The sequence below is a fragment of the Ponticaulis sp. genome, assembly GCF_029210165.1.
Lineage (GTDB): Bacteria > Pseudomonadota > Alphaproteobacteria > Caulobacterales > Hyphomonadaceae > Ponticaulis.
The window spans coordinates 103,053-121,545 of sequence record NZ_JARGNT010000003.1 but is presented as its reverse complement, the minus strand read 5'-3'; the positions used below and the strand labels follow the sequence as shown (position 1 = coordinate 121,545).

The 18,493-nt window shown below is 56.2% G+C and carries 16 protein-coding genes; 14 read left to right on the top strand and 2 right to left on the bottom strand.

Translation table 11 applies throughout. The annotated features are described in order from the left end of the window. Nucleotides 1–738 carry a flagellar hook-basal body protein gene (locus tag P1U45_RS15190; protein WP_293608710.1) on the bottom strand — a complete coding sequence of 246 codons (738 nt, stop codon included), beginning with the start codon at nt 736–738 and terminating at the stop codon, nt 1–3. A 179-nt stretch (nt 739–917) separates the two neighbouring features. Between P1U45_RS15190 and P1U45_RS15185 the strand changes: the two genes are divergently transcribed. The 7 genes from P1U45_RS15185 to P1U45_RS15155 all read left to right on the top strand — a co-directional run bounded on the left by P1U45_RS15185 (nt 918) and on the right by P1U45_RS15155 (nt 9,811). Next, complete coding sequence (locus P1U45_RS15185) at nt 918–1,589, top strand: flagellar basal body-associated FliL family protein (RefSeq protein ID WP_293608709.1); 672 nt, start codon at nt 918–920, stop codon at nt 1,587–1,589. Nucleotides 1,590–1,597: 8 nt separating this feature from the next. Then, nucleotides 1,598–2,776, top strand: coding sequence for a flagellar motor switch protein FliM (fliM, locus tag P1U45_RS15180; RefSeq protein ID WP_293608708.1), 1,179 nt, complete (start codon nt 1,598–1,600; stop codon nt 2,774–2,776). Then, nucleotides 2,773–3,060, top strand: coding sequence for a DUF6468 domain-containing protein (locus P1U45_RS15175; protein ID WP_301059830.1), 288 nt, complete (start codon nt 2,773–2,775; stop codon nt 3,058–3,060). Before fliM ends, P1U45_RS15175 begins: the two co-directional genes overlap by 4 nt. A gap of 2 nt (nt 3,061–3,062) precedes the next feature. Further along, nucleotides 3,063–3,752 (top strand): hypothetical protein, encoded by a 690-nt coding sequence (locus tag P1U45_RS15170; protein WP_301059829.1) that lies wholly within the window; start codon nt 3,063–3,065, stop codon nt 3,750–3,752. An 85-nt stretch (nt 3,753–3,837) separates the two neighbouring features. Beyond that, on the top strand, nt 3,838–7,161 hold the full coding sequence (locus P1U45_RS15165; protein WP_301059828.1) for a hypothetical protein: 3,324 nt from the start codon (nt 3,838–3,840) through the stop codon (nt 7,159–7,161). A 67-nt stretch (nt 7,162–7,228) separates the two neighbouring features. Continuing rightward, nucleotides 7,229–7,651 carry a DUF2946 family protein gene (locus P1U45_RS15160; RefSeq protein WP_301059827.1) on the top strand — a complete coding sequence of 141 codons (423 nt, stop codon included), beginning with the start codon at nt 7,229–7,231 and terminating at the stop codon, nt 7,649–7,651. 66 nt (nt 7,652–7,717) lie between these two features. Further along, a complete protein-coding gene (locus tag P1U45_RS15155) occupies nt 7,718–9,811 on the top strand; it encodes a TonB-dependent receptor (protein ID WP_301059826.1) in 2,094 nt (697 codons plus the stop codon). Between the two features lie 141 nt (nt 9,812–9,952). Here the strand turns inward: P1U45_RS15155 and P1U45_RS15150 are convergent, their stop codons facing one another. Continuing rightward, on the bottom strand, nt 9,953–10,759 hold the full coding sequence (locus P1U45_RS15150) for a PhoH family protein (RefSeq protein WP_301059825.1): 807 nt from the start codon (nt 10,757–10,759) through the stop codon (nt 9,953–9,955). Between the two features lie 290 nt (nt 10,760–11,049). On the opposite strand from P1U45_RS15150, the gene P1U45_RS15145 reads away from it, so the two are divergent. The 7 genes from P1U45_RS15145 to lpxC all read left to right on the top strand — a co-directional run bounded on the left by P1U45_RS15145 (nt 11,050) and on the right by lpxC (nt 18,357). Beyond that, a complete protein-coding gene (locus tag P1U45_RS15145; RefSeq protein WP_366145012.1) occupies nt 11,050–11,577 on the top strand; it encodes a gamma carbonic anhydrase family protein in 528 nt (175 codons plus the stop codon). Nucleotides 11,578–11,660: 83 nt separating this feature from the next. Next, nucleotides 11,661–12,278: a hypothetical protein gene (locus P1U45_RS15140; RefSeq protein ID WP_301059823.1), complete on the top strand. Its 618-nt coding sequence runs from the start codon at nt 11,661–11,663 to the stop codon at nt 12,276–12,278. Between the two features lie 126 nt (nt 12,279–12,404). Then, nucleotides 12,405–13,316 carry a D-alanine--D-alanine ligase gene (locus tag P1U45_RS15135; protein WP_301059822.1) on the top strand — a complete coding sequence of 304 codons (912 nt, stop codon included), beginning with the start codon at nt 12,405–12,407 and terminating at the stop codon, nt 13,314–13,316. Further along, nucleotides 13,304–14,221 carry a cell division protein FtsQ/DivIB gene (locus P1U45_RS15130; RefSeq protein WP_301059821.1) on the top strand — a complete coding sequence of 306 codons (918 nt, stop codon included), beginning with the start codon at nt 13,304–13,306 and terminating at the stop codon, nt 14,219–14,221. Before P1U45_RS15135 ends, P1U45_RS15130 begins: the two co-directional genes overlap by 13 nt. Continuing rightward, entirely contained in the window at nt 14,221–15,528 is a 1,308-nt protein-coding gene (gene ftsA / locus P1U45_RS15125) for a cell division protein FtsA (protein WP_301059820.1), read from the top strand. Before P1U45_RS15130 ends, ftsA begins: the two co-directional genes overlap by 1 nt. A 90-nt stretch (nt 15,529–15,618) precedes the next feature. After that, nucleotides 15,619–17,130, top strand: coding sequence for a cell division protein FtsZ (gene ftsZ / locus P1U45_RS15120; protein ID WP_293608697.1), 1,512 nt, complete (start codon nt 15,619–15,621; stop codon nt 17,128–17,130). A gap of 303 nt (nt 17,131–17,433) precedes the next feature. Then, nucleotides 17,434–18,357 carry a UDP-3-O-acyl-N-acetylglucosamine deacetylase gene (lpxC, locus tag P1U45_RS15115; protein WP_301059819.1) on the top strand — a complete coding sequence of 308 codons (924 nt, stop codon included), beginning with the start codon at nt 17,434–17,436 and terminating at the stop codon, nt 18,355–18,357. Nucleotides 18,358–18,493 lie beyond the last annotated feature (136 nt).

Here is an 18,493-nt window from a genome sequence, read left to right as displayed (position 1 = left end):
TTACTGAGCAGAGCCCAGCTTGTTGATTGCGGTTTTGCGAAGCTCGTCTGCGTCTTTTACGAGGCGGCTTGCTGAGGTGTAGGCCCGGGAAATTTCGATCATCCGGGTGACTTCAAGAATGGCGTTGACGTTGGATTGCTCCACAACACCCTGCTGCACTTTTGGCAGCTCCACAGCTTCTGCTTGTTGGTCTCCAGGAGACCAGAGGTTATTTCCAACCTTCTCTAACGCACCTGGTGTTTCGAACCCGTAAACACCAAGACGTCCGATTTCGATATTTCCCTGACGGATAATGCCTGTGTCGCTCACGGTTGGCGGGCCGCCTTCCGGATCGAACACCATTTCATTGCCGGCATCATCCAGAACGAGTGCGCCTTCATGCGTTACAAGTCTGGAAAGTTCATCAAGCGCGAACTGTCCGTCGCGCGTATAATAAGTCTCACCACCTACACGGACGGAGAAAAAGGCGTTCGCTTCTTCAATCCCGAAATCGAGCGAATTTCCCGTCGGGCGAAGTGTGCCGGTGGTCATGTCTCGCTGCATCCGGCCAACGGATGTGAAGCGGATATCTTCCGGCGTATCGTTTGCGTGAGACGGGCGCTCGATGATCAGATCGTTAAGAGCGACCTCCGCCTTGAAGCCGGCTGTGTTCATATTCGCAAGATTGTTGGCCACCACGTCCATCCGGCGACGGAGGGATTGTTGGGTGTTAATGCCGACAAGAAGCGTATTATCCATGAAAAATACCAGCCCACTTTGGTTCAGGCCGAAGATAATCCCTTCAAGGTTAACGCTTTCCTGCGATCCGATAACCAAAATGCCAACTGTAATTAGGCCGGTAAAAACTTCCTATCTCCACGCTTCCTTAACCAAGCTGGGTCATTTTTGCCGAGTTGATCAACAAGGACTCTGGAACCATGGCCGACGATATCGAAGGTGAAATGGACGGTGAAACCGACATTGATGGTGTCGGTGAAGGTGGCACAAAAAAGAAGAAGATGTCTGGTAAGACACTGATTCTTTTCATTGTTTTGCCAGCCCTGCTGATTCTTGGCGGTGGCGGCGGTGCTGCTATGATGCTGTTTGGCGGCGGATCTGCAGAGGCTGCAGCATCTGAACCGCCAGCCGATTCTCATGGCGAATCAGATGATCACGGTTCAGACGATGGTCATGGTGAAGGCGGCGACGATCATGGATCGGACGACGGCCATGGTGAATCTACTGTCGGCCATGCAACAGAATCAGATGGCAATGGCGCAGTCATCCAGATCGGCTCGCCGGGTAATCCGTCTTTCTATACGCTCCCAGACCTTATCGTGACCGTGAATGCGGGTGGCGGACGTCGCTCCCAGCTCCTGCTGAAGCTGACGCTCGAAGCAAACGATCCTGCTGTGTTTGATAGCCTGGATGCTTATCTGCCGCGCATTACAGACCAGTTTCAGATGTTCCTGCGTGAGATGCGTATTGACGATCTGAGCGGATCAGCCGGTGACTATCGTATCCGTCGCGAACTTTTGCGCCGCGTAAATATGAGCGTTTATCCTGAAACCATCGATGCCGTGCTCATCGAGGAATTTATTGTTCAATAGGCCTTAGTATGTCTGACGATAAAACAGATGAAGAACTGGCCGCAGAATGGGCTGCGGAACTGGAGGCTGACGAAGCTGCCAATGGTGGCGGCGATGACGATATGGGCGACGACTTTGCCGCCGAATGGGAAGCATCGCTCGCCAACGAAGAAGAAGAAGCGAAAACCAATCTCGCGACTGCTGTCATTGGTAATGGTCAGACCACAGAACGTATTCTCAATCAGGATGAGATCGACAGCCTTCTCGGCTTCTCTCTTGATGATGAAGATGCAGACGACACGTCCGGTATCCGGGCAATCATCAACTCGGCAATGGTCTCCTATGAGCGTCTTCCGATGCTCGAGGTTGTCTTTGACCGTCTCGTCCGTCTTCTCACCACCAGCCTTCGGAACTTCACGTCTGACAACGTCGAGGTCTCTCTCGACGCGATCACATCGATCCGTTTTGGCGACTATCTGAACTCTATTCCGCTTCCGGCGATCCTGTCTGTCTTCCGCGCCAAGCAGCTTGATAACTTCGGCCTGCTCACAGTCGATTCAAACCTGATCTACTCCATCGTGGACGTTCTGCTCGGTGGTCGCCGCGGCACAGTGGCGATGCGTATTGAGGGGCGTCCTTACACGACTATTGAACGCTCGCTCGTGACGCGTCTGGTCGAGGTGATCCTGCAGGATGCGAAACAGGCGTTTGCGCCGCTGACGGAAGTTGATTTCGAACTCGACCGTATTGAGACAAATCCGCGTTTTGCGGCGATTGCGCGCCCTGCGAACGCGGCTATCCTCGTCAAACTGCGTATCGACATGGAAGATCGCGGCGGTCGCGCCGAGCTTCTCATGCCGTATGCGACGCTCGAGCCGATCCGTAAAATGCTTCTCCAGAACTTCATGGGCGAGAAATTCGGCCGTGATAACATCTGGGAAAGCCACCTCGCATCCGAGCTCTGGGCTGCTAAAATCGAAGTTCAGACCGTGCTCGATGAAATGCAGGTGCCGCTGAAGAAAATGCTCGATCTCGAAGTCGGCGATACGATCTTCCTGAACGCAGCGCCAGATTCAAAAGTGCAGCTTAAATGCGGTGACATTCGCCTGACAGATGGACGTGTGGGCCGAATGGGCCACAAAGTTGCTGTACGGGTTGAGAGCCCGATCTCTGATCGAGCCAAAGCGAGCGTGCTGAAAGAACAATGAGCGATTACGGACTCTTCGTAGAAATCGGCCTCGCAGTGCTGCTGCTGTTAACCATCGTTTATTGCTGGCGGTTGGATCAGCGTCTCAACCAGCTGCGTAAAGGCAATGACGGTATGATTGAAGCTGCGCGCGAGCTGGCAGAGACCATCGCGCAGGCTGAAATGGCCGTGCAAGGGCTCCGCAAATCGGCAACCGAAACCGGCAAAGAGCTTCAGTCCCGTATTGACGAAGCACGCACTCTTTCGAATTCACTTCAGCGTGGCACGACACGCAGGGGGTATTGATCATGGCTAAGTCTCAGGTCCGGCTTCTTCCGGTGATTGGCATTTTTGCAGCGTGTGCTTTCGCGATTAAGGCAGTGTCCATCGCGGAAGCTGCGGGCGAAGCGACGGCCAATGCGCAGGCCGCCTCGGCTCAGGCGCAGCAGGCTCAACAAAACGAGTCCATTCCTGCTTCTGAGACGACAGAAACAACTGCCCCGGCTGACAGCGAAACCTGTCCGGCGCCAGATATTCTCGCTGAGCAGGCAGGTCTTTCTCAATATGAAATTCAGGTGCTTCGCTCTCTGTCTGAACGCCGTGAACGCCTTGAGGCACGCGAAGCCACGCTTGATACGCGCGAAATGACAATCTCTGCCGCAGAGGCGCGTCTCGACGACCAGATTGCTGAACTTGAGCGCCTTGAAACCAGCATTGCAGGACTGCTGAATACGCTGGACGAGCAGAATGAAGCGCAGCTTGCCTCTCTCGTGACGATTTATGAAAGCATGCGGTCTGACGATGCGGCACGCATTTTCAATACGCTGGATGACGGGCTAATGCTTGAGCTCGCGCACCGTATGAAGCCTGCACCAATGGCGGCAATCCTCGCTGACATGGAGCAGGACCGCGCGCGCACGCTGACAACGCTTATGGCGACCCGTTCGGAGCCACCTGAGACACTTGCTGATCTGGAGGCGCGTACGAATGCCCCTTAAGGGGTCCTTCCTCTCTACTGCGTCACTCATTTGCTTGGGCGCAGCATCGCTGACCGGCCACTCGGCCTGGGCACAGGGGAGGGCTTTGTCTCTCGATACGGCTCAGCAGGCTGGGTATGCCCGCATTGTCGCAAGCTGGGCGGACGGAGACGAAGATAATCCGGACATTTCTGCGCGTATGGCGGGGCCGGTGCTTATTCTTCGCTTTGATGAACCTGTTGATCTCGATCTGGATGCACTGCGTGAAGAGCTTCCATCTCACATTGCTGTTGCCCGGCTGAGTGAAGATGGACGCGAGGCGCGCATCGCGCTGGCGCGTGAATATCGCGTGCACATGTCTGAATCGATTGATCTCACTTCCATCGATCTTGTGTCTGAAAGCATGACCAGCGATCCGCCGGATGTGGTTTCGCCGCTGGTTGCCGTCTATGAAGCCCGCGCAGAAGAGCGCGCCGCTGCTGCAGAGGCCGCTCGGATCGCTGCGCTTCCGCCGCCGCTCGATGTAACGGTGCGCGGTTCTGAAGGGCTCGATTTCACGACGCTGGCATTTTATTGGCCGCAGCTGGTCGGCTTTGACATGCAGGATACCGACGAAGGCGTTCGCCTCACCTTCGACCGGCGCGCCAACGCAGACCTTTCTCGCACACGTGTGGACCCGCCTCGCGGTCTTCTCGGCATTGAGGCCGAAAATACAGAAGAGACGTGGATCGTAGATCTCGACCTGTCTGAAGGCTTCTGGGCGAATGCGGTTGCGGCTGATGATGCTGTGCTCGTGCGCTTCCGCGAAGGTTCTCCGCCGCCGGAAACACCAGAAGAAGATGTTGTGCTGCCAGAGGCGCTGGCTGCGCTCGCGGCTGAACTGCCACCTGCCAACTATCTCGCGGCGCCAAGCCGCAAGCCATATGAGGAGAGCCCTGTTCTCGCAATGGTTAGTGAGGATGGCGATAGTGTTGAGGCGCCTGTCAGTGAAGAAGCACAGCGCGAAGAGGATATCGCCTCCCAGCTTATGGCTGAAGTGCCTATCACCCCGCCGCGCGTCTGGGCTGAAGCTCTGCCACGATCCGGTGTTGTAGACGTTGATGGCTCTTTGTCGGGCGGCGTCATACAGCTCGAGCTGAATTTCGCCAATCAGGTGCCTGCGGCCGTGTTTCGACGGAACAATGTTTTGTGGCTGGCTTTTCCGGCGAATGGTCATTTCGATCTGAATGGCATCCAGCAGGCTACGGGCGTTCGCGTTGACGAAGTCACGTCGGAAACAGGTATGGCTATCCGGCTATTCCTTTCGCGAGAACGTCTCGTGCGGATCACGTCCAGTGGTCGTACATGGGCCATAGAAGCGGGTGGGCCGGGTGAACTTGCTGCGCGCCGTATCCAGCCGGCGCGGACAGCGCATTCGGGCGGTTCCGGTATTCTGGCTGTCGTACCCGACGCGGGCACGGTGTTTGCACTGGCTGACCCCGAAATCGGTGACCAGCTGGTGTTTGTGCCCGCGTTCAATCCTGCGACCTCTATGGTGCAGGAGCTTTCTTTCGTAGAAGCCGCATTCCCGGAAACACTCCATGGTCTCGTTGTCGTGCCGCGCGCAGACGATCTGAACTTCATTCAACGCGAAGACAACGTTCTTATTGGCCGTGAGGATGGTCTCGCGCTTTCAAGCTGGGGCGTTGATTCCCAGTATACGGGTGGTCAGACGCTGACGCCGGGCTTCCTCGATGTAGCTGCATGGCGTCATGGCGACCTTGGCAGCTTCTGGGAAAACTATTCAGCCTATTCGCGTGCAGCTGCGGCGGCTGATCCGGACGAATGGTCTGGCCAGTCTGCGCTTCTTGAACTCGCGCGTTTCCTTCTTGCCTGGGAACTTGCCGCAGAGGCTTACGGTCCGCTGGAAGTGGCACGGGCAGGCGATGGTCTTCTCGGGCAGGACGCGCAATGGCTGACCATGAAGGGCGCTGCCGATGTCATGACGGGCCGCTATCTTGCGGCTGTAGAAACACTCGATCACTCTCGCACGCGCGGCGATGCTGCGGCCAATGCGTGGCTTGGACTTGCGCTTACCGAACTCGGGGACTGGCGCCGTGCTCGTGAAGCTTTTATCGCGGCTGACCCTATGCTGAATGCGCATTCGTCTGAATGGGCGGGCCGCTTCCACGCGGCTGCCGCACGCGCCATGATACGCATGGGCGACGGCGCGGCGGCTGAACGACACGCTGCAGCGGCCAACCGGAGCGGCGACCCGACAGCAGAAGGCCATGCCCGCCTGACGCTTGGCGAACTGGCTATTGCCGACGAGCGATATGCCGACGCGGCGACAATCTTCGAGCAGCTGATGAACCATCGCAGCCCGAATGTACGTGTGCGCGCTGAGCTTGCTCATATCCAACTGGCGCTTGGGCAGGGGGATATGTCTTATCTCGAAGCGAGTGACCGGCTTGATGCGCTGCGTTTTCGCTGGCGCGGTGATGCGCTGGAGCTGGAAATCGTGGCTGAGCTCGCCAAAGCCTATTTTGAGCTGGGTCAGTATCGTGAAGCGCTCGTGCTCGCACAGAACTTCGCAGAAGACTTCCCTGATCTTCCGGGCTCCCGTGAGCTACGCATCACATTGATGGAGTTCTTTGAAGATCTGTATCTGCGCGGGCAGGCGGATAATCTCGACCCGATTTCATCTCTTGCGCTTTTCTATGAGTTCCGCGATCTGACGCCGATTGGCCCGGATGGCGACCGTATGGTGCGTATGCTGGCGAACCGTCTCGTTGATTTCGACCTGCTTGATCCGGCTACCGAGCTTCTCTCCTATCAGGTTGAGAACCGGAACCTGATCGGTATAGGCCGTGCGCAAATCGCTGCTGATCTGGCGTCTATCTACCTTTTGGATCGCCGTCCGGAGCAGGCTCTGCAGACACTGAATGCGTCACGGGTTCCAGGATTGAGTGACGAATTGCGTATCGAGCGCCGTCTTCTCGAGGCTGCAGCCCATATGGAGTTGCAGCGGTACGGCCACGCAATCGAGCTTCTGGAGCCTCTGGATGACCAGCGCGCGTTGGACCTTCTTGCGGAGGTTCATTGGCGTGCGCGCACATGGGGCGCAGCAGGCAGAGCGCTTCAACGTACGCTTCCGGAGCCGGGGTCTCGTCTGTCTCAGGCACAGATTCAGACAGCTGTTCGCGCGGCTGTCGCGTACCGTCTCGATTCCAATTATGACGGGCTTGCGAGCCTGCGTAGCGAGTATGCCGCGTCCATGGCCGGTACAAACGAGGCTGACACATTCAATCTGCTGACCGGTAGCAATCAGGTCTCTTCGAGTCGCCTGAGCGATACTGTGCGTCAACTCGCGGACACAACGACGGCTGATGCTTTCCTCGCCGGCCTTCGTGAACGCTTTAACGCGGCCGCGGGTGAAGACGCCCTCTGATCGCGGACGTTATAAAGTCGCATTGCCAATCTCACTAAAACCTCTTATCCGAAAAAGTGTGAGAGTTTTGTCTTCCATAGGTGCTGCGCTTAATGCGGCGTTTGCTTTCGCCCTGACGCTCAGTCTGGTCGCTCGGGCGATTGTGCCTGACGGCTATATGCTGGCACAGGACGAGCAGGGCGCGATGACGATGCAAATCTGTACCGCTGGTATGGAGATGCGATACGTCAGCGTCGATCCGGCAACTGGCCTATGGGTAGAAAGCGATGCGGGCGGGCATATTCCGTCTGAACCTCACGATGATGACGGGTCCGAGGTCTGTGAATTCTCGATCCTGACATCTGTAGCTGACGCGCCATCTGACAACGCCATTGCCCTTCCGGTTGCGTTCGGCCTGCCGATGCTTGGGAGCTCAGTCTACATTGCTGCGAGCCATGTAAGACCGGTTCTGCCACCTCTGCCTGCTCGAGGTCCCCCGACACACGTCTGATTTTTCAACCAAATCTAATTGACGTTTTAGAGCGCGCCCGAAGAGGTGCGCCGGGGAAAAATACAAATGAGTACGAAAATGATTTATGGCGTCAGCCTTGCTGCGCTGCTGGCGGCTGCGGGACCTGCGTTCGCTGAGGATGACGCACCTGCGCTTCAGGACGTTGTCGTCGTAACCGGCCAATCGAATTCAACGGAAACCGAAACCCAGATGACGCCGGACTATCTTCCACTGGAAGGGCCGGACATTACCCATTTGCTGGCACGAACGCCGGGTGGTGCGCGTATCGGGAATGGCGCGCTGTCAGGGCAGGTTCAATATCGCGGTCTGTTCGGGGAGCGCCTGAACCTACGCGTGGATGGTCAGCGCTTTTCTTCTGGCGGGCCTGGGCTGATGGACCCTGTTTTCCACTATGCGCCAGCGCCGCTCATCGCGCAGGTGGTGATTGACCGCGGTGTCAGCCCTGTCAGTGCGGGCCCGGGGCTTGCGGGCGGTTCGGATGCCGTCTTTAAACGTGTCGACTTTTCAGACGATGCTGAGCCGACGCTCGGTTATGATTTGTCTTTCAGCACGCGCTCGGTGGACTCCAGCTATGCCGGTGGCGGCGTCATCGGCCTCTCCACAAATAGCTGGCGGGTGAATGTCATCGGCTCGACAGAGCAGGGCGAAGACTTTGACTTCGCGGACGGCACTGTCGGCGGCAGCGAGTATCAGCGCGACGTTTACGGCCTTTCTGCAGGGTATCGCACCGGCGCACACACATTCAGTTTTGATGTGCGTCGCCAGAACACAGGCAAGTCCGGCAACCCGCCATTTCCGATGGACATCCAGTTCTTCGATACGGACTTTGCGCGCGCTGGATATGAGGGCGACTTTGACCGCTTTGATGTGAAGGCCAGCCTCAATTATATCGATGTCGCTCACCTGATGGACAATTACACGCTCCGTCAGGACCCGCCGCCTGACCGTCAGCGATTTACCTATGCTTATGCGACGACAGTCGGTGGTGATCTGTCCGTCAGCTTTGCGCATTCTGGTGGCGTAATGGAGGTCGGTCTTGATGGTGAAACCGTTGAACACGACGTCACCATCTATAACCCGAACAATGCCAACTTCTTTGTCACGCCGATGCCGGACATTGAGGAATCCCGCATTGGTGTCTTTGCCGAATGGACAGGCTTTACGCGCGGTGTGAATGCCCAGTTCGGCCTGCGCGTTGACGATTACTCGACGGAGGCGGGCACAGCTGTAACGGGGCCTGCACTGCCTATGGCGCCGCAAATGCTCGCTAACATGTTCAATATGGCTGATCCGGGGGCGGACGAGACGACGGTCGACGCGGTTGCTCGCTTCTGGACCGAGGAGATTAACTGCTTTACCTGGCGCGGAACGATCGCCCGCAAAAATCAGGTGCCGAACTATGTGCAGCGTTATGGCTGGCTGCCGCTGACAGCGAGTGGCGGTCTTGCGGACGGCAATATCTATGTGGGTGATCTGGACCTTGATCCGGAAACTGCGTGGATTTTCGAAGCAGGCTTCGATTATTTCGGCCAGTCATTCTATGCGCGACCGACACTCTTCCTGCGTGATGTAGAAAACTATATTCAGGGCGTTCCATTCGATGACACCATCGGTGTCGCCGACAGTATGGTCGAGATGGTTGCCGGTATGAGCGGCGACCCGACGCCGTTGCGGTTTGCAAACACTGATGCGCGTCTTTACGGGCTCGATCTTGATTTTGGATACGACTTTGATGGCCCGTGGCGTGTGGATGGCGTCTTCAGCTATGTACGCGGCGAGCGGACGGACATTGATGACAATCTCTATCGTGTGGCGCCGCCTAACCTGACGCTGGCGGCGACCTATGAGCAGGCCGACTGGTCTGCATCGTTTGAAGTGCGCGGCGTCGCTGAACAGTCCGATGTGTCGCTCACAAACAGCGAACAGGAGACCGGCGCCTATGCCATCGCCAATCTCTATGGCGACTGGACCATTCGTGATGGTGTCCATCTGAGCTTCGGTATCGAGAACCTGTTCGACGAAGTCTATCGCGATCATTTGTCCGGTTATAACCGCAACGCGGAATCTGATGTCGCGCTTGGCGAACGCGTGCCGGGGGCAGGGCGTAGCGCGTTTGTTCGTATCGGAATTGTTGGCTGAACTCCGTAACAGCCAGCATAGGCGCGTCTTCGTCCTGTTCCCCAACCTATGCCAGATTGCCCTCAGGACGGGGCGCGCTGAAAACGAAACCCCGCCGGTTATTGGCGGGGTTTCTGCGTTTGTTGAGAGCGTGTTTGGAGGTTAGAGAGTGTCGAGCATCTGCGCGACGAGCGGGTGGCGAACCACATCCTCGGCTTGCAGGCGAACGACGGCGACATCCGACATGGCTTCAAGCTTGTCTGCGGCTTTAGCCAGTCCGGAAATTTCAGGAAGAAGGTCTGATTGGGCAGGGTCACCTGTCACAACCATTGTGGAGTGCCAGCCCAGACGGGTAAGCAGCATTTTTAGCTGTGTGTAGGTGCAGTTCTGCGCTTCATCGACGACAACGAAGGCATTGTTGAGCGTCCGTCCGCGCATGAAGCCGATAGGCGCGATCTCGATCACGCCTTCAGCCAGCATGTCTTTCAGCTGTTTCGGTGAAAGACGATCTGACAGGGCGTCATAAAGAGGGCGCAGGTATGGCGCGAGCTTGTCTTCCATTGCGCCTGGCAGGAAGCCAATCTGTTCGCCGGCTTCGACAGCAGGTCGGGCAAGGACGATCCGGCCCACTTCGCCTTTCTGAAGGGCCTCAACGGCTTTGGTGATCGCCAGATAGGTTTTGCCCGTACCGGCAGGGCCAAGCGCGCAGATGAGATTATGGCTATCTATGGCTTTCATCAGCTCGGCCTGACCCTCAGACCTCGGTTTCACATTCTTCGTATACCGCTGCTCCCGCTGCGGCTCCTTTGGCTTCCGGTTCCATGATCGACCCCGTTCTTCGTCGTCCGGGGACCAGCCGCCATCAATGGCGTACAGGCCTTTGGAGTTGTTCCGGGCTTCATCGTCGAAATAGGCTTCCGTGTTGAATTCGGCATTGCGAATTTTGCGGACTGCAGAACGTTTACCCATGGTACTCTCCTTGGCTTTGCACAAAGAAAAACGCCGCAGGCCTGTGGGGGCTGCGGCGTTCGAAAAAAGCGGGAAAAGAAGCGGCGGCTGCTGCCGCTCGAGTGTCCGGGCCGGGCCCGTCTGGCAAGGCAAATAATGCTGCCACATGCACCTCTTCTGACTGGTGCGAAGATCGGCTTGAGAGCGAATCTCCGCGAATCCTTAGACAAGTCCACCATACAACAGTTAAGAGATATACAAGACGCGTTTTACTGCGAATTTTGTGTGAATACTGAATGGGGAAGCTGAATATGGCGATCTATGACCTTGGAGATAAACAGGTTTCTGTGCCAGGTGAGGGCAAGTACTGGGTTGCGGACAATGCCACAGTACTAGGCAGCGTAGTGCTTAAAGAAGGTGCAAGTGTCTGGTTTAACGTCGTCATTCGGGGTGACAACGACCCGATTACCATTGGCGAGAACTCCAATGTGCAAGATGGAAGCGTGCTGCATACCGATGCCGGCGTTCCGCTCACCATCGGGAAGAATGTTACTGTCGGTCATATGGCGATGCTGCACGGCTGCACCATTGGTGACAATTCGCTCATCGGTATCGGCGCGACGGTTCTGAACCGCGCGAAGATTGGTAAGAACTGCATCATCGGTGCACACGCGCTTATTCCTGAGGGCAAAGAGATTCCTGACAACTCGCTCGTCATGGGCGCGCCGGGCAAGGTCATCCGTCAGGTCGACGAGGGCGGCGAACAAATGCTGACGGCTTCAGCGCTGCATTATGTCGAGAACTGGAAGCGCTACGTCACTGGCCTCAAGAAAGTGTAACTTCGTAACAGTGCGGGTTAAGAATTTGACCTGAATTCTTAACGCTTTGTTTGTCCGACATTCCTATCCTGTAGGTGGATGGGATGAATACAGATGAGCTTCTGGAATATTGCGCAGCAGAATGCCTGACAATGAATTTGTCGTCATTCTGGCGACACATAGAGGGCGACCAGACCGGTCACTATCAGAACCGCGCGTCGGATATCTGGCAGCGCATGATGCTGACGCATCGGCAGCTTATCGAAGAGGGCGGCAGTCAGGCGCTGCATGTGGACCCTGTTCGATGGGGCGGAGCATCCTGGGTGTCCGGCCCCGGCATTCTGATCGTGCAGGACCGGCATGATGATGTCGTCTTCGTCGACAGCACTGCGGACATTCCTGCGCAATATATCATGCATGCAAGGCGTACCCAGCTATCAACGCTGCGCCAGCGCATTGGTGAGCGGTTCCTCAATATGCCATTGCGGCCCGCGGCGACCGGCGGGCAGGCCTTCACTGAGAGCGGAGAGCTGGAAGTCTCCTCATTTCTGCGTTCGTGCCGTGTTTCCTTTTTCCCGGTCCAGATCGGTCGCGCAGAAGTCTGCGAAGACCTGATCGAGCGTCTGCGTCCGGAACTCAATGACTTTACTGGCGCGAGACCGTTTGAGCGCCGCCGCGAGTTTCACAGGCCGACCCACCGAAAGCACCGCATCTGGGGCTAAGTCCTGAAAAGCGGGAATTGTCGGTCAAATACGTGTAAACCTCTTCCCAAATTCCGCGAATTCGCCTCAGGCTTGCCTGAATTGGCGGGAGAATACCGTTCAATAGTGTCAGTCAGGAGAGCGCAGATGAAACGCGTCGCAGTAGTGTATGGCGGTTGGTCCTCAGAGCGGGACGTTTCCATTTCGTCGGGCACGGCTATGGCGAAGGCTGCGCGGGAAACTGGCAAATACGACGTCATCGAAATTGATGCGACACGCGAGCTGGCCCAGCAGCTGAAAGACGCTGCACCGGATGTGATCCTGAACGGCCTGCATGGCCCGGGCGGCGAGGATGGCTGTGTTCAGGGCCTGTTTGAGGTTCTGGGCATTCCTTACACGCATTGCGGCGTGGCAGCGTCCGCTGTTGCGATGGACAAGCGCAAATCCAAGGCTGTGTATGCGCAGAACGACATAGAAATCGCGAAAGACGTGAAAGTTACGCGTGCCGAAGCGTCCGCCGAGCACCCGCTTGAGCCGCCATATGTGATCAAGCCAATTGCGGAAGGGTCCAGCTTTGGCGTTGTGATGGTGAAAAAAGGAACGAATGCACCGGCCGACATTCTGATGTCTGAAAGCTGGACTTATGGCGATAATCTCATGGCTGAGGAGTTCATTCCGGGCCGCGAACTGTCTGTTGGAGTCATGGGTGATCGCGCTTTATGTATTACCGAGATCGTAACGTTAAGAGAGTTTTACGATTTTGACGCAAAATATGCGAGTGGGGGATCGCGCCATGTGGTGCCGGCTGACCTGCCCGAGGATGTGACGAGACGTGCGCTTGAAGCCAGTCTCAAAGCACACCAGGCGCTGGGCTGTCGCGGTGTGACGCGATCCGACTTTCGTTATGACGACGAGAGAGACCGGCTCGTGATTTTGGAAACCAATACACAGCCAGGCATGACGCCAACCTCTCTCGTCCCCGAACAGGCGGCCCATCTGGGAATTTCTTTCCCGGAATTGGTCGAGTGGATGATTGAGGATGCATCATGCCCCAGGTGAAGGGTGGCAATAAGAAGCAAGGTGGCCGTCAGAGCGGTGGTAGTGGACGAGGAAAGAGCAGCGGAAGTCGCACAAGCGGCGGTCGCGCCTCGAATACACCTGCGCGTGATGCGGTAGCCAAGCAGTCGGCTGATGTCGGCTCCATCTTCATGGGCGTATTTTTTCTCGGCGCGATCCTTATCGGCGCGGCCGCGTGGATGGGCAATTCCATTTCGATTGTTGAAGACAAAGCCAATGAGATCGCTGACGGTGTCGCAAAAACATTCGGCTTTTCGGTCCAGACAATCCATGTCGTCGATGATGTGAACCCTGATCAGGAACGACGCATTCTGGATGCACTGGGCGTTGTTCAGGGTGACAATATGTTTCGCGCTGATCCGCACCAGCTGAAAGAGCGTCTGGACGAGCTTCCGGGCTTTGGCGGCATTCAGGTGCACCGGTTCTGGCCGGACCAGATTACAGTCGTCGCAACCCCGTTGGAGGCTTCTGTTCTGTATCGTAACGATCAGACAGGCGATGTTGTGCCGGTTCACATGACGGGCGAAATCGCTGACGAGGTGAGCCAGACGGCGCTGTATCACACAATTCAGGGCGAAGGCGCCCTTGAGGCCTATCCTGTTCTTCACAGCGAACTTCAGGATTTTCCAACGATCGACACGCGCCTCGATTATGCAGAGCGCCGCGGCGAGCGTCGCTGGGATCTCGTGATGGTGTCTGGCACACGCGTGAAACTGCCATCAGGTGATGCACGAAGCGAGGCGCTGGCTGTGCTGGCGGCGCTGCAACGTGAGACGGGCGTTCTGGACCGTCAGGTAGAAATGATTGATCTGCGCGATCCTGCGCGGGTTTACGTAAGACGACGTCAGCTCGAAGCAGGGCTCGCTGGCGTGGAAAGGGCAGGTTAATGTCGAGCCTCGATCAGAGACTGATAGCGGGTAACGTACCGAAGCTCCGCAAAGCGGGGCAGGTGGTTGCGACGCTTGATCTTGGTGCGACCAAGATTGCCTGCCTTATCGTTAGGACTACTGATCCGTCTCAGGGCGGATTTGAACTGCTGGGCTATGGCCAGCAGTCCAGCCGCGGCCTGAAAAACGGCACGGTTATCGACGTGGAGAGCCTTGAGCGATCCATCCGTCTGGCCGTTGCCGATGCCGAGCGCATGGCAGGTCAGCAGGTGAGTTCTGTGCGTCTGGCTATTTCCGGCCCGAGCATGAAAACGCAGCGCGTGAAAGCAAACATCGAAATGGATGGTCGTGAGATCACCCAGAAAGATGTGATGAAGCTTTTGAACCGCGCACTTGAAAGCGGTCAGAACGAAAAGCAGAAAATCCTTCACGCTATCCCGTTCTCTTACATCGTAGACGGCAATGATGGTGTGCGTGACCCGCGCGGCATGTTCGCAGAAGACCTTGGTGTTGTGATGAACCTCGTCACCATGCCCGATGCGACTTACAAAAATATCGTTCTCTGCGTCTCCCGCGCGCATCTTGAAGTCGAGAGCGCGTCCTCCGGCGCAGTTATGAGCGCCGAAGCCGTGCTGGTCGACGATGAAATGGACAATGGCGTTGTCTGTCTGGATATGGGTGGCGGATCTACGGGCGTTACCGTTTATCTCGATGGCAGCCTCGCATTCATGGAAACGCTGCAGGTCGGCGGCAATCACGTGACCTCTGATATCGCCCAGGGCATTGGCACGACACTTCCTGCCGCCGAGCGGATTAAAACACTGAACGGCGCTGTTATGGCGACGGAAACGGCGCGCAAGGAAATCATTGATGCGCCGCGTATCGGTGATGAAGGTCGTCTTGAGGCGGCTGAAATGTCCCGCGGTGATCTGGTTCAGGTGATCGAGCCGCGTATGGAAGAAACATTCGAGCTGATTTCCAAAACACTTTCCAAGTCCGGTCTTGGCGGACGGCTCCCACGCCGTGTCGTGCTGACGGGGGGCGCAAGCGAGCTGCCGGGTGTTCGGGATCTTGCATCCAAAATACTGGCAATGCAGGCGCGTCTTGCGCGCCCTGTTAAAGCGGCACAACTTGGCGATGACTGCGCGCGACCAACTTTTGCGACGGCTGCCGGTCTTCTGACTTTTGATCATACGCGCGGCGGTGATCCGAAGGCGGCAAAAAAGACACCTAAGATTAACAGCGAAAACTCAGGCGAAACAGGCATCTTTGGAAAAGCTGTCGAATGGTTAAAGGAAAACTTTTAACTTTTTCTCGCTTCGTTAACGCTGAATTAAGCCTGCTAAACGACCATTAACCCAATTTCCGGGATTTTTGTGTTCGATAGGGCAAGTCATATGAGTTTAGATTTACAGCCTCGGATCGTAGTATTTGGCGTCGGCGGTGCTGGCGGAAATGCGGTCGATAATATGATTAAAGCGCAGCTTCAGGGCGTTGAGTTCGTTGTTGCGAACACGGACGCACAGGCGCTAGCGCGTTCATCCTGCGAACACAAAATCCAGCTAGGGCTCGAAACGACCTCCGGTCTTGGTGCTGGCGCTCGTCCGGAAGTCGGCACAGCTGCAGCCGAAGAATCCATCGAAGAAATTAACCTTCACCTCGACGGCGCACACATGGTGTTCATCGCTGCCGGCATGGGCGGCGGTACAGGTACTGGCTCTGCGCCGGTCATCGCACGCATGGCTCGCGAGCGTGGTATTCTGACAGTTGGTGTTGTGACCAAGCCGTTCGGTTTTGAAGGCAAACGCCGAATGAACCTTGCCGAGCAAGGTTTGGAAGACATCAAGCAACACGTCGACACTCTGATCATTATTCCGAACCAGAACCTGTTCCGCGTTGCAAACGAGCAGACAACATTTGCTGACGCCTTCCAGATGGCAGACCGCGTTCTGTATTCTGGTGTTCGTGGCATCACAGACCTCATGGTTATGCCAGGCCTCATCAATCTCGACTTTGCAGACGTTCGTACCGTTATGGCGGAAATGGGCGCAGCGATGATGGGCACAGGCGAAAGCGCTGGCGAAAGCCGTGCGCTGGAAGCAGCTCAGGCTGCTGTCGCGAACCCGCTTCTCGACGACATCTCGCTGAAAGGCGCGAAAGGCGTTCTGATCAACATTACCGGCGGCTACGACATGACGCTGTACGAAGTTGATGAAGCGGCTAACGAGATCCGTAACCTCGTTGATCCTGAGGCGAACATCATTCTCGGGTCTACATTCGACGAGAATATCGAAGGCAAAATGCGCGTATCTGTTGTTGCAACAGGTATCGACGATGAAGCACCTGCAGCGAAGCCTGCGGAAAGCATTTCCGGCTTTGCATCGTCTCTAAACCAGCGTCCGGCACCGGCTGAAAAGCCAGCTCCAGCTCCGGAAGTCGTTGCTGAAGCGGCAGCAGTTGAAGCGCCGAAGCCATCTATCGTCGTGTCTGAGCCAGCCAAAGCTGTTGAAGCACCTGTCGAAAAAGAAGTTGTCGCTGAAGCTGCGCCTGAACCAGTTGAAGAAAAGCCGGCTCGCCGTGGTAAACTCGTCGGACGTATCGATGACACTGCGCCATACGATTATGAAGTGGGCGCTTCCTCCTATGGTCAGGACCGTGTGCGCGCAGAAGATATCTTCGGCAAAAGCCACAAGAATGACGGCCGTCGCTCTTCAGAGACAGACCGGTCTATCGAGCAACGCACAAGCGGCCTTCACAACCTCTTCGGTTGGCGCCGTCCTTCAGGCGAAACAGATGCGCCGTTCGAAGATGTGAATGACACATCAAACGACTCAATGGGCCGCGGTATGCCAGCAGATGATTCCGATCTGGAAATCCCGGCATTCCTGCGACGCTCGGCGAACAATTAAGAGCTGACGCTCAACCCGGAAAGAAGGCGCCCCGCGAGATGCGGGGCGTTTTTTTTGTTTCAATACAGTGCCCTTCTGTGTGGCACAGATGTTACATTTTCAGCTTATTGCAGCAGTCTGATCACGGACTGTTACAGTCGAAAATATTTACCATGATGCAGAAATCATAATAAATTCAGATGCTTAGTTCGTGAATTGGAGCTTTTGGGGCTTTGGGGCGTTAAAAGCGTTACGAATCGAAACAAAGCGTGTGTTGAGCCACGGCGCTCAAGCCGCAAATTACTCTCAACAGGAGTATGTTGCGTGACCAGTATCGAATTTCAGCAGACATTAGCGAGTTCCGCGATTTGCGCCGGCATCGGTGTGCATTCGGGCGAACGTGCGCGTCTCACTCTGAAACCGGCACCGGTTGGAACCGGCATCCGCTTCCACCGCGTTGATGTGCCGGACGCGCAAGGCTGGATCGATGCGCGCGGCGACCTCGTGCATGATGTAGCGCTCGGTACAAAGCTCCGCAACGAATATGGCACAACACTGTCTACTGTAGAGCACCTGCTTGCAGCCGTTTATGGCCTTGGCATTGATAACATGATTATCGAGGTCGACGGTCCTGAAGTTCCGATCATGGATGGCTCCTCGTCTCTCTACACCGATCTGATTCTCCGCACGGGCATTCGCCAGCAGGCGCGCCGTGCGCGTTACATCCGCATTCTGAAGCCGATTGAGGTTCAGGACGGGCCTAAATCAGCCATGCTTCTGCCGTCTGATGATAATGGCTTCCATCTGGATGCGACAATCGATTTCGACTCAGAAGCGATTGGCCGCCAGCGTAAGTCTATCCTTCTGACGCCGCGTAGCTTTGCTCGCGAGCTGGCGTTTGCGCGTACATTCGGCTTCTACCGCGATATCAAAAAGCTGCACTCAATGGGCCTTGGTCAAGGCGCATCTATGGAGAACGCGATTGCCGTTGAGGATGATAAAATCCTCAATCCGGAAGGCCTGCGCGTTGAAGACGAATTCATTCGCCACAAAATCCTCGATGCTGTCGGCGATCTGGCGCTTGTCGGTCACCGTCTGATTGGTCGCTATGTGAGTGAGCAGCCGGGACACTCCATCAATAATCTGCTCGTTCGCGAAGTTCTGAACCGCCCGGATGCGTGGGAATTTGATACGCTGGAAAGCGAAAGTACAGATCGCGCTGAGACTGCGCTCGCGCACGCGCTCTAAGCTGTCCCGCACTTGAAACACCATTATAAGGCCAGCCGATCAGGGTTGGCCTTTTTGTTTCTGAAGTTTGCGGATGCGACCAATGGGGCAAGAAGCCCTCTATTAAAGACCTTTCATGGGGAAACGTCTTGGCGTG